The following is a 10,948-nucleotide window of genomic DNA, read 5'->3' as shown; positions in this document are numbered from 1 at the left end:
TCCGCCATGATCCGAGGATGCCCGACGGTCCTGCCTGCGGCACCCGACCGCACGACGCACGGCCGCCGGCGCTCGCGGTGCGCGCGACGTCCTCGGCTCCTGTCGGTGCCCGGTGCGATGCTCGGAGGGCGGTGCGGCGGTGCGAGACCGCACGCGGCGGCTGGCGAGGGGAGGCCTGATCCCATGGACCATGCGCTCGCTCCGACGAGGGTGTCCTTCGACGGCGAAGCGCTCATGCGTGCGGTGGACGAGAAGCGGTCTCACCGGGGGCTCGCCTGGCGAGGCCTCGCCGTCGAGCTGTGGGACCAGTCCGCCGAGCTCAACGCTCGACTCGGCGACGACGCCCTGTGCCCGGGAGCACTCCACCGCACCGCGCTGCGCGGGACGATGTCGTGCCAGTACGCGCTGCCGCTCCTGCGCTGGTTGGGCAGACCGCCGGAGGACTTCCTCGTCGGCGACGTCGTGGACGTCGGTGACACCGGCTTGCCCCCGGCCGGTCCGGACAAGCGGCTCCGCTGGGACCTCGCGGAGCTGTACGTGGACCTCGACCGCCGCCGTGCTGACCTCGGGCTCACCTGGGCGGCCGTCGGCGCATCTCTCGACTGCTCCCCGGGCCGGCTGACGAACCTCAGGAGCGCGCAGCTCGCCGACATGGGGCTCGTCATGCAGGTCACGCAGTGGCTCGCACGACCCGCGGCGCGCTACATCCACCCGACGGACTGGTAGCCGGGCGCCGACGCGGGCTGCGCCGCTCCGGGCGCCGACGTAGCGTCGAGCCCGTGGCCCGCCCCGTGCCGATCCGTCCCGCGCCCGGGCAGGAGTCCGTCTGGGACTACCCGCGGCCGCCGCGCGTCGAGCGCTGCGACGCCGAGCTCGTGATCGAGCTGGGCGGCGAGGCGGTCGCGCGGACGACGTGGGGGTGGCGCGTGCTCGAGACCAGCCACCCGCCGACGTACTACCTGCCCCGTTCCGCGTTCGTCCCGGGGTCGTTGCGTGCCGCCGACGGCGCGTCGTGGTGCGAGTGGAAGGGGCAGGCGGCGTACCTCGACGTCCTCGGCGGGACGGTCGTGGCGCCGCGTGCGGCGTGGACCTACCCGGAGCCGGCGGCGGCATACGAGGTGCTCGCCGGTGCGGTCGCCGTGATGCCCGGAGCGATGGATCGCTGCACGGTCGACGGTGAGGTCGTCCGGGCCCAGGACGGCGGGTTCTACGGAGGCTGGATCACGTCGGGCGTCGTCGGGCCGTTCAAGGGCGGTCCGGGCACCTGGGGCTGGTGAGGTCCGTCGCCGCGACGCGCCGCGTGGCCGCCGTCAGCGATCGGACGTCGACGCCGGTCGCCAGCCGTCCTCCGCGCGGATCGCCGTCATGATGCGGCGGCTGATGTCGCGGAGCTGGCGGGCCTGGGCCCGGGTCAACGGCTCGAAGACCAGGCGGTTGACGGTGTCGACGTGACCGGGGGCCGCTTGGTCGACCTTCTGCACGCCGGTGGCGGTCAGAGTGGCGAGCGTGTACCGCCCGTCCGCGGGATCCGGGGCGCGTCGCACCCAGCCCTTCGCCTCGAGCCGTGCCACCGCGCGCGAGAGGCGGGACAGCGAGCTGTTCGAGTAGCCGGCCAGCGTGCTCATCCGCAGCGTGCGGTCCTCGGCGTCGGCGAGCGCGAACATCACGCCGTACTCGAAGTGCGTCAGGCCGGCGTCGCCCTGCAGCTGCGCGTCGAGGGCGGCGGGGAGCCACTCGAGGACCGTGGCCAGGGCCGACCACGTCTCCAGGTCGTCGTCGCTGAGGTGCGGCATAGGGTCAGGGTACCCGTCCATGACTTGACGAGGAAAGTCATTGCGACCTACTTTCACTTGCCTAAGCAAGTCATCGGACCCGCGGGAGCGACATCCATGGACCTTCGTCTGCACGACAAGACCGCGTTCGTGAGCGGTTCCACCCGAGGCATCGGCTTCGCCATCGCGCGAGCCCTGCTCGCCGAGGGTGCGACCGTCGTCGTCAACGGACGGAGCGAGGCGAGCGTCGGCGCGGCCCTGCGGCAGCTGCGGGCCGAGGTCCCGGGCGCGCACGTCTCGGGGCTCGTCGCCGACTTCTCCGATCCCGCGCAGGTCGAGCAGCTGCTGGTGTCGCTGGGTGACGTCGACATCCTGGTGAACAACGTCGGCCTGTTCGGCCTCGCCGGCTTCGAGGACATCAACGACGCCGAGTGGCAGCGCTACTTCGACGTCAACGTGATGAGTGGCGTGCGGCTTTCCCGCCACGTGCTCGGCGGCATGCTCACCAGGGGCTGGGGCCGGATCGTCTTCATCAGCAGCGAGTCGGGCGTGAACGTGCCGGCTGACATGGTGCACTACGGCCTGACGAAGGCCGCGATGCTCGCGCTGAGCAACGGCCTCGCCAAGCTGACGCGAGGAACCGACGTCACCGTCAACACGATCCTCGGCGGACCCACGTACTCCGACGGCGTCGCCGACACCGTCGCTCGGATCGCCGAGGCGCAGGCCGTCACCGCGGACGAGATGAAGCAGGCCATCATCGGCGCCAACCGGACCACGCTGCTGGAGCGGTTCATCGAACCGTCCGAGATCGCGAGCCTCGCCCTCTACCTGGCCAGCCCGCTCTCGTCCGCCACGAACGGCGCGGCCGTCCGGGCCGACGGTGGCGTCCTGACGACGATCGTCTAGCGGCGGTCGCTCCGGTGCGGACTCGCGCCTGACCCGGCCGGTGTGGACGCGAGCCGCGCGCAACCGTCTCGGCACGAACGTCGAGCGTCCTCGCTAGCCTCGCGGTGTGTCCGTCGAGCCCAGCTTCCGCGCCGTGCTGCTCGACTGGCGCGGCACGCTCGTCGTGGCGCCGACGTACCCGTGGCTGGTGGAGACGGCGCTGAGGGACGTGGGCCGGGACGCGTCCCCGGGGGCGGTCGAGCAGGTGCTCGACAGGCTCCGCGGGGCGGGCACGGCGCGCATCGACTCCTCGGCGATCGACACCGACGTGCGGGAGCATCGCGCCGCGTACGCGCAGTGGTTCGCGTCGGCCGGCGTCGACGCCGAGCTGGCCGCCGCGCTGTACGCCGCCGAGTCCGACGCGAGCCTCAACCCGTTCGCCGCCGACGTCGGCGACCTCCTGCATACCCTGACGTCGTCCGGTGTCCGGGTCGGTGTCGTCAGCGACATCCACGTCGACCTACGCCCCGTGTTCGCGCTGCACGACGCGGGCGACGGCCGCACGTGGGCGGACCTGGTCGACGTCTGGGCGTTGTCGTACGAGCTCGGGGTGGCCAAGCCCGACCCGGCGATCTTCCGGTTCGCGCTCGACCGCCTGGGCCTGGCCCCGCAGGAGGTCCTGATGGTGGGCGATCGCGGGGCGTGGGACGGCGCCGCCGCCGCGATCGGGATCACGACGCTGGTGCTGCCGCCGCTCGCGGCCGTCGGCGAGGCACGGTTGCACCGGGTGCTCGACCTCGTCCTTCCCGGCCGCTCGCGCACGTCGTGACCGCGAGCCGCGGCGCACCTGCACAACACTCCAGGAGGTCGGTGTGGTCTCTCCCCAGGCGCTGAGCGAGGCCGATCGACGCACGGTCGCTGAGTGGGCGGCGGACTGTGCCGAGCGGGTCCTGCCGCTGTTCGAGGCCGAGGCGCCGGACGACGACCGCCCGCGCGACGCGATCGCGCGCGCCCGGGCGTTCAGCCGCGGCGAGCTGCGTGCGGCCGACGAGATCCGCCGGCGCTTCGTCGCCGGCCGCGCGGCGGCTGCCGCCACCTCGCCCGCGGGCGTCGCCGCAGCCCGGGCCGCGGCTCAGGCCTCCGGGGTCGCGCACATGGGCGCGCACGCGCTGGGGGCGGCCGCCTACGCGGCGAAGGCCGCCGGTCTGGCGGCGCCCGCGAGCGCGGGAGCCGTCGACGACGAGGTCCGCTGGCAGCTGGCACGCATGACGGCCGAGACCCGGCGGGCCCTGCGGCGCCTGCCCCTGCTCGGTGAGGACCCGGCGGGCCCGCTCGGAGCGGGGCTGCTGGCATCGGGCGTCCTCGCGACCGTCATCCGCCAGATCCAGGCGGACGTCGCCGGTTCCTGACGACCTCGGACCGTCGCCGCACCCCGGTGTCCTGCACCTCCGGGCGGCATCGGTCGGCGCGAGCGTTCAGGCGGGGACGGTGATCCCCTGCAGCCAGGCCCGCCAGCCGGGTTCCTCACGCTGCACGTAGTCGGCGGCGTCCGCGGAGAACAGAGAGGCCCGGAGCCCGACGATCGACGCGCCGTCGTCGCCCGCCCACACGTAGACGTCGAGGATTCCGGGCACGGGCTGGGTGAGCCGCACCAGCGCCTGCCGCTCGCCGAGCCGTTCGACGGTGCCGGTGGTGCCGCGCGCCGTGACGGTCGTGCCCTCGTCGCCGATGCCGAGCTCGGTGCGCATCGTCGACCAGAGCGCGTCCGCGTCGCCGGTGCGGGACGCGGAGGCCTCGAACCGCGTGGCCTCCTGGCCGGCGAAGTGCGCCAGGTAGACGCGGAGGTTGTCGAAGAACGGCATCCAGCCGGGTCCGAGGGTGTCCCACCACTCCTGCTCCCAGTCGTCCCCGCGGCCGAACCCGCTGCTGGTGACGCGCACGACGCAGGTGCCGCCGGACGTCGCCTCGACGACGAACTCGGAGGTCAGCGGGCTGAGGGCGTCCGGGTCCTTGCCCATGAGGGCGGCCCAGTCCTCCTGGTAGACGATGCGGTGCGGCGGGTCCCAGCGGACGACCTCGCCGTCGGACCCCAGCTCCGGGCCCATGCTGAAGTGCAGCGACCCGCCCTCGCGCTCCTCGAGCTCGGTCGGCAGGAACCAGGCGCTCATGCCCTTCGCGGTGGCGATGGCCTGCCACACCTGCTCGAGGGTGCCGGGGACCTCGACGGTGAACTCCAGGCGGTACGGCACGTCCACGGTGGTGCTCATGACTCCTCCTCGGGAACGGGGTGCGCGGCGACGACGAGGCGGTACTGCTGCCCGTCGTCGTGGTGGTAGCGGGCGGCCAGGTCGAGCACCGCGGCGGTGAGGTCGTCGGCGAACGCGGCCCGGTCGGCGGCGGAGCGGAAGCCGATCTGCGTGTCCACGGTGAGCGTGGGCAGGCGCCGGCCGGACACGCCCGCTCGTCGGGCGAGGGCGCCGACCTCGCGGACCACACGTGCGGCGAGCGCGACGAGGTAGCCGGCCGACTGGTGGTCGGGGGAGGCGGCGGGGTCGGCCGCCGACGCCGTGACGGCCGCCGGGGACACGACGTACGACGCGGCCGTCGCCTGGAGCACGCGCTCGGTGAGGCCCCCGTGCCGGCGTTCCTCGGTCAGCGCGACGAGGCCGTGCGCCTCGAGGGCCTTGAGGTGGTAGTTGACCTTCTGGCGTGCGATGCCGACCCGCGCGGCGAGCCCGGCGGCGGAGGCCGGGACGGCCAGCTCGCCGAGCAGCCGCGCACGGACCGGGTCCAGCGCGGCGGCGGCTGCCTCCGCGTCCTCGATGACCTCGACGTCCTGCATACCGACACCGTCGCATTGACAACAAATCTTGTCAAGGGTCTGCACCACCGCCCGCGACTAGGTTGACGGGGTGACCGGGAAGGCCCACGTGGACGGCGTCGACGCACCGCGCGCGCAGGCCGGTCCGAACCCCCAGCACCTGCTCGCGACCGTGCTCGGGGAGTACCTGGACTCGGCCGACGCGGAGCTGCCGTCCGCGGCGGTCGTCGCCGTGCTGGCCGAGTTCGGCATCAGCAAGGCGAGCGCCCGGGCGGCGCTGTCGAGGCTGGTGCGACGCGGTCTCGTCGCGGTCGGAGGACGCGGCCGGTCGTCGGTGTACCACCTGACCCCGCAGGCCATCGCGGGGCACCGGTCGACGATGCACCGGCTCCTCGCGTTCGGTGCCGTCCCGCGGCCGTGGGCCGGGGAGTGGCTCGCGGTGTCGTACTCGCTGCCCGAGTCGCGGGAGGCGCACCGGCACGTCGTCCGCAGGACGCTGGGTGCGCTCGGCTTCGTCCGGCTGTACGACAGCGTGTGGATCAGCCCGGACCCGGACCCCACGCCCGCCCGCAGCGCGCTCGGCGAGCTGCTCGACGACGTCCACGACGCGCGCTGGTCCGTGATGCGTGTCCGGTTCGACGACGAGGCCGGCCCCCACGGCCCGGCAGCCGCGTACGACCTCGAGGGGCTGAGGACGGCCTACCGCGCGTTCGTCGACGAGCACGCCGCGCTGCGCGAAGCGGTCCGCGCCGACGGGGTCGATGCAGCGCGGGCGCTGGTGGCGCGCACGACGCTGATGGACGCGTGGCGGCAGCTCGTGCTCGACGACCCCGACCTCCCCCTGGAGGTCCTGCCGCCGGCGTGGCCGCGCGCGCAGGCCCGGGCGATGCTCCTCGAGGTCCACTCGGCCCTGGGGCCGCTCGCGCAGGAGCGGCTCGTCGAGGTGATGTCACCGGCCTGGCCGGACGCCGCGGACTGGGTCACCCACTTCGTGGCGGCCGCCGACCCCGCCGAACCGCCGCGTGGCGGCCGGGCGTCGGCTGCAGGGCGGCCTCGCGTGCCTGTCCCTGCCTTCGGAAACGATTAGCAGCCCACGCGTTCGTAGACAGATGTCGTCGCTGCCGCGACGGTTACTACGCACATGCTCGACCGGTGCGTGCACGCCCTCCGGACGCCGCCGCCCCCTCCGGCGATGCCGACCGGCACGAGCTCCGTCCGGCACCGGAGGTGGCAACCCATGAGACGACGATCGATCGCCCGCGCGACCCTGACCGCAGCACTGTCCGTGGGTGCGCTTCTCACCGCCGGGCTCGCACCCGCCGCCGCGGCCGCGGGCGGGTCGGGCCCGTACCCCGCGGACTACACCACCTACTCGAGCCTCGCGAACCACACCGTCTACCGGCCGGTGACCCTGCCGTCCGCGAAGCTCCCGGTCGTCGTCTGGGGCAACGGCGCGTGCACCGCGAACGGCACGTACGCCCAGAACTTCCTGCGCGAGATCGCGTCCCAGGGGATCCTCGTGATCGCGAACGGCGCCCCGAACGGTTCGGGCACCGAGAGCGCGTCGTGGCTGACGGCGGGCATCGACTGGGCGTTCGCGCAGAACACGAACCCGCAGAGCCCGTTCTACGGCAAGGTCGACACGAGCGAGGTCGGGGTCGCCGGCTGGTCGTGCGGCGGCGTCGAGGCGTACGCCGTGGCGTCCGACCCGCGCGTCACGACCGTCGGGATCTTCAGCAGCGGCCTGCTGAACGACGCCGACGACTACCAGCTCCGTGCGCTCAACGACCCGATCGTGTACGTGATCGGCGGCTCGGGCGACATCGCCTATCCGAACGCGATGGACGACTGGAGCAAGCTGCCCTCCGGGCTGCCGGCGTTCATGGGCAACCTCGACGTGGGGCACGGAGGGACGTACACCGACACCAACGGCGGTGAGTTCGGCCGGGTGGCCTCGCTGTGGTTCAGGTGGCAGCTGAAGGGGGACACCGAGGCGGGTCGGGCGTTCGTCGGCCCGAGCTGCGGACTGTGCGGCACGCGGTGGAAGGTCCAGCAGAAGAACCTCACGCTCGGCGACCCGACGCCGACGCCCACGCCGACCCCGACACCCACGCCGACCCCGACACCGACGCCCACCCCGACGCCGACCCCCAGCCCGACGGGCAGCGGCGCGTGCACGGCCTCCTACGCCGTGTCGGACCAGTGGCCCGGCGGCTTCGTCGCGAACGTCGCCGTCACCGCCACCTCGGGCGTGAACGGGTGGAAGGTCCGGCTCACCCTGCCCGGCGGTGCGACGCTCGCCACCGCGTGGAACGGCGTGGCCAGCGGTTCCAGCGGCACGGTCAGCGTCACCAACGCGGCCTGGAACGGCAGGCTCCAGGCCGGTCAGACCACGAGCTTCGGCTTCCAGGGGACCGGCACGGGCGCGGGGGCCACCGTGTCGTGCGAGGCGGCCTGACGACGCCGGAGCGCGGGACCCGACGGGCCGGAGGGGCGGGCAGACCCTCCGGCCCGCCGACCGCGCACCGCTGCCGGGCTCAGTACCAGCCCGTCGACTGCGAGTGCTGCCACGCCGCACAGGGGCTGCCGTAGCGACCCTCGATGTAGGACACGCCCCACCGCACCTGCGTGAGGGGGTTGGTGCGCCAGTCGGCGCCGGCCGAGGCCATCTTCGCGCCCGGCAGGGACTGCGGGATCCCGAACGCACCGGACGACCGGTTGGTCGCCGACGGGTCCCACCCCGACTCACGCTGCCAGAGGGCGTCGAGGCAGCCCCACTGGTCCGCGCCGACCAGGCCCGCGGCGTACTGCTTGACCTCGCCGACGGGCACGCTCGCCACCGGGGCCGACGTGCCGCGGGTCATGCTCCGCGCGGCCCGGCGTGCGGCGGCGTGCTCCGCCTCGACCTGCGCGAGACGGGCGGCCTCCGCCTCCGCGGCCAGGCGGGCGTCCTCGGCCTCGGCAGCGACTCGGGCGCGCTCCGCCGCCTCCGCCGCGATCGCGTCGGTCAGCCAGGTCGTGTCCGCGTCCGTGCTGGTCCACGTCGCCTCTGCGGGGGCGGAGACCGTGGTCGGCCCGACCAGGTCGGCCGCCTCGGTCGACGAGACCCCGAACGCCGGCGACGACGTGTCGGGGTCGATCTGCGCGAACGCCATGACCGCGGCACCGAGCGCGACGCCGCCGGCCACGGGACGCAGGGACGCGCGAGCCCACCGCGCGAGGGGCAGCCGGTGCGGGGTGGGAGCCGCCTGGTGCCGGCCCATGTCGGATGGTCGCGGCCTACGCGGCCGCGAGGTCCTTCGTCTGCATGACGAACAGATCGGGCCCCGGCCGGCCGACCTTGAGGCCCGGGACCAGACCTCCACCCACCGCACGCCGGGACGAGCGGACCTGTCAGGACTCCAGGCGTGTGGGGCGGACCGCCGTCACGTGCCACGCCGTGCCGTCGTGGACGAGCGACAAGGTGACGGCGAAGTGCACGACGTCCGGTGCGACGCGAGGGGTCTCGTACATGTCCATGGACACCGAGAAGCTTCCCGGCGAGTCCTCGGTCGCGGTCACGGAACGGATGTCGACGGCCTGCTTCGACGTCGGGTCCGGATCGGCGGCGCCTTCGGTCACGGCGCTGCACGTGGTGCAGTCGGGGCTGCTGAGGGTCGTCCACGGCTCGACGTCGCCGGTCCGCAGCACGTACGGGTAGAGCTCCATGAAGTAGCGGGAGACGTCCTGGGCTCCCTCCGCGCTCGCGGGCTGCTTGAGGGCCGCCGGCGCGGCCGGAGAGGACTCGTCGGTCGGTGTGGCCGACGCCTCCGGGGTGGCGGCCGTGGATGGAGTCGCCTCGTCGGCCGGCGCGGACGCCGACGTCGTCGGAGCGGTCGTCGGGTCAGCCGGTGCGGAGCCGGTGCAGGCGGCGAGCGTCGCCGTGAGGAGCGCGACCGCGAGCGGGGCGACGAGATGACGGCGCAGGAGCATGGCGCGGAACGTAGCGGACCGGACACGGGGAACGCGCGCCCGTCTCGACACGGCGGGCTCGACGCGGACGCGCCGCCCGTGCCGGCCCGACGTTGACGGACCAGACCGAGTCTGACGACTCTGGGGCGATGACGACGTCGCACACCGTCGACGCGAGCGAGCGATGACCGACAAGGCTGCTGCGCTCCTCGCCCTGCACGCCGGCCCGGGCTTCGTGCTGCCCAACGCGTGGGACGGTGGGTCGGCCCGGATCCTCGAGGGCCTCGGGTTCCCGGCGATCGCGACGACGAGCGCGGGCATCGCGTGGTCGCTCGGCGTGCCCGACGGGGGAGCGGTCGACGGTACGACGATGCTCGAGCACGTCGCCCGCATCGTGTCCGCCGTGGACGTCCCGGTGAGCGCCGACCTCGAGTCGGGCTACGGCGACACCCCGGACGACGTCGCGCGCACCGTCGCCCGGGCCGTGGAGGCCGGCGTGGTGGGCGGCAACCTGGAGGACGTGCGCGGCGGCGTGCTGTTCGGCGTCGACGAGGCCGTCGACCGCGTCGCGGCGGCGCGTGCCGCGGCACCGGCCGGGACGTTCGTGCTCAACGCCCGGACCGACACGTACTTCGTCGGCGCCTCGGGCGACCCGTTCGACGAGACCGTCGAACGCGCGACCCGGTATGTCGAGGCGGGGGCCGACTGCGTGTTCGTGCCCGGCGTGGTCGAGGCGGAGACGATCCGCCGGCTCGCCGACGCGATCCCCGGCCCGCTCAACATCGTGGCGGGACTGGCGAGCGCGATCGACGCGCCGACCCTCTTCTCGCTCGGCGTGAGGCGCGTCAGCCTGGGTGGCAGCCTCGCGCGCGCCGCGCTGAGCACGCTGGAGCGGGCCGGACGCGAGCTGCTCGACACCGGCACCCTCGCCTTCCTCGACGGCGTCGTCTCCTACGCCGACCTGCAACGACGGCTCGGGTCCTGACGTGCGCACCGCCTACGCGCAGACCGCCGTCGTCGCGCTGGCGCCCGGCGCCGACCTCGCCGGACCGGGTGCAGCGGTCACGCTCGACCTCTGCGGGTCGTGGGACCACGAACCGCCGTGCCCGCTGGCCCCGCACCACACCGCGGTGGAGGACGTGGACGGCCTCGCGCACCTGCGGATCCTGTTCGCGGCCGAGCCGGCCGACGAGGCCGAGGTGCGCGACCGGATCGGCCGGGCGCTCGCGGGCGGTGCCGTCGACGGCCCGGACGGGCGGACGAGCCGGTGGACCTTGGTCAGCACGGCGAGCGACGACGTCACGGCCGACGAGGAGGAGCACGCCGCCCGGCTCACGCAGTCCTGACGCGACCGCGAAGAGGCCGCCCTCAGCCGGCGGTCATGCACAGGACGACGGCGCCGACGACGCCGAGGAACGTCAGTGCGCCCACGAGGGCGGCGTACCCGACGTCGTCGATGTCCTGCGGGCCCAGGGTCTTCCGTCGGCGCCCCATTGCCGCAGGGTAGGGGCGGAGC

At 74.2% G+C, this 10,948-nt stretch carries 15 protein-coding genes; 9 read left to right on the top strand and 6 right to left on the bottom strand.

Annotation, left to right across the window (positions count from 1 at the left end; translation table 11 throughout):
* Positions 1-234 precede the first annotated feature (234 nt).
* Together J7523_RS10300 and J7523_RS10295 are read left to right on the top strand one after the other, a co-directional pair.
* On the top strand, positions 235-726 hold the full coding sequence (locus tag J7523_RS10300) for a hypothetical protein (protein WP_291885819.1): 492 nt from the start codon (positions 235-237) through the stop codon (positions 724-726).
* Between the two features lie 53 nt (positions 727-779).
* Positions 780-1,277: a DUF427 domain-containing protein gene (locus J7523_RS10295; protein WP_291885816.1), complete on the top strand. Its 498-nt coding sequence runs from the start codon at positions 780-782 to the stop codon at positions 1,275-1,277.
* Positions 1,278-1,310: 33 nt separating this feature from the next.
* On the opposite strand, the gene J7523_RS10290 is transcribed toward J7523_RS10295, so the two are convergent.
* Positions 1,311-1,793 (bottom strand): MarR family winged helix-turn-helix transcriptional regulator, encoded by a 483-nt coding sequence (locus J7523_RS10290; RefSeq protein ID WP_291885813.1) that lies wholly within the window; start codon positions 1,791-1,793, stop codon positions 1,311-1,313.
* A 96-nt stretch (positions 1,794-1,889) separates the two neighbouring features.
* Between J7523_RS10290 and J7523_RS10285 the strand changes: the two genes are divergently transcribed.
* The 3 genes from J7523_RS10285 to J7523_RS10275 all read left to right on the top strand — a co-directional run bounded on the left by J7523_RS10285 (position 1,890) and on the right by J7523_RS10275 (position 4,069).
* The gene (locus tag J7523_RS10285) at positions 1,890-2,681 is read left to right on the top strand and encodes an SDR family oxidoreductase (RefSeq protein ID WP_291885811.1); all 792 of its coding nucleotides are present in this window, start codon (positions 1,890-1,892) and stop codon (positions 2,679-2,681) included.
* Positions 2,682-2,787: 106 nt separating this feature from the next.
* Positions 2,788-3,489 (top strand): HAD family hydrolase, encoded by a 702-nt coding sequence (locus tag J7523_RS10280; protein WP_291885809.1) that lies wholly within the window; start codon positions 2,788-2,790, stop codon positions 3,487-3,489.
* A gap of 43 nt (positions 3,490-3,532) precedes the next feature.
* Entirely contained in the window at positions 3,533-4,069 is a 537-nt protein-coding gene (locus J7523_RS10275) for a putative immunity protein (RefSeq protein ID WP_291885807.1), read from the top strand.
* Positions 4,070-4,135: 66 nt separating this feature from the next.
* Here J7523_RS10275 and J7523_RS10270 read toward each other — a convergent pair whose 3' ends face one another.
* Both J7523_RS10270 and J7523_RS10265 read right to left on the bottom strand, forming a co-directional pair.
* Entirely contained in the window at positions 4,136-4,927 is a 792-nt protein-coding gene (locus J7523_RS10270) for an SRPBCC domain-containing protein (protein ID WP_291885804.1), read from the bottom strand.
* Complete coding sequence (locus J7523_RS10265; protein ID WP_291885830.1) at positions 4,924-5,502, bottom strand: helix-turn-helix domain-containing protein; 579 nt, start codon at positions 5,500-5,502, stop codon at positions 4,924-4,926. Before J7523_RS10265 ends, J7523_RS10270 begins: the two co-directional genes overlap by 4 nt.
* 70 nt (positions 5,503-5,572) lie before the next feature.
* Here J7523_RS10265 and J7523_RS10260 point away from each other — a divergent pair, with 70 nt between their 5' ends.
* Both J7523_RS10260 and J7523_RS10255 read left to right on the top strand, forming a co-directional pair.
* Positions 5,573-6,568, top strand: coding sequence for a PaaX family transcriptional regulator C-terminal domain-containing protein (locus tag J7523_RS10260; RefSeq protein WP_291885802.1), 996 nt, complete (start codon positions 5,573-5,575; stop codon positions 6,566-6,568).
* Between the two features lie 150 nt (positions 6,569-6,718).
* A complete protein-coding gene (locus J7523_RS10255; protein WP_291885799.1) occupies positions 6,719-7,939 on the top strand; it encodes a cellulose binding domain-containing protein in 1,221 nt (406 codons plus the stop codon).
* A 79-nt stretch (positions 7,940-8,018) separates the two neighbouring features.
* Here the strand turns inward: J7523_RS10255 and J7523_RS10250 are convergent, their stop codons facing one another.
* Both J7523_RS10250 and J7523_RS10245 read right to left on the bottom strand, forming a co-directional pair.
* On the bottom strand, positions 8,019-8,744 hold the full coding sequence (locus J7523_RS10250; RefSeq protein ID WP_291885797.1) for a transglycosylase SLT domain-containing protein: 726 nt from the start codon (positions 8,742-8,744) through the stop codon (positions 8,019-8,021).
* Positions 8,745-8,874: 130 nt separating this feature from the next.
* Positions 8,875-9,453 (bottom strand): DUF6318 family protein, encoded by a 579-nt coding sequence (locus J7523_RS10245; protein ID WP_291885795.1) that lies wholly within the window; start codon positions 9,451-9,453, stop codon positions 8,875-8,877.
* 163 nt (positions 9,454-9,616) lie between these two features.
* Here J7523_RS10245 and J7523_RS10240 point away from each other — a divergent pair, with 163 nt between their 5' ends.
* Both J7523_RS10240 and J7523_RS10235 read left to right on the top strand, forming a co-directional pair.
* Positions 9,617-10,417, top strand: coding sequence for an isocitrate lyase/phosphoenolpyruvate mutase family protein (locus tag J7523_RS10240; protein ID WP_291885792.1), 801 nt, complete (start codon positions 9,617-9,619; stop codon positions 10,415-10,417).
* 1 nt (position 10,418) lies between these two features.
* Positions 10,419-10,778 (top strand): hypothetical protein, encoded by a 360-nt coding sequence (locus J7523_RS10235; RefSeq protein WP_291885789.1) that lies wholly within the window; start codon positions 10,419-10,421, stop codon positions 10,776-10,778.
* Positions 10,779-10,800: 22 nt separating this feature from the next.
* On the opposite strand, the gene J7523_RS10230 is transcribed toward J7523_RS10235, so the two are convergent.
* Positions 10,801-10,926, bottom strand: coding sequence for a hypothetical protein (locus J7523_RS10230; RefSeq protein ID WP_291885787.1), 126 nt, complete (start codon positions 10,924-10,926; stop codon positions 10,801-10,803).
* Between the last annotated feature and the right edge of the window lie 22 nt (positions 10,927-10,948).

The organism is Cellulomonas sp. (genome assembly GCF_017744555.1).
In the GTDB taxonomy this organism is placed as follows: domain Bacteria; phylum Actinomycetota; class Actinomycetes; order Actinomycetales; family Cellulomonadaceae; genus Cellulomonas.
This window is presented reverse-complemented; position numbering and strand designations above follow the sequence as displayed.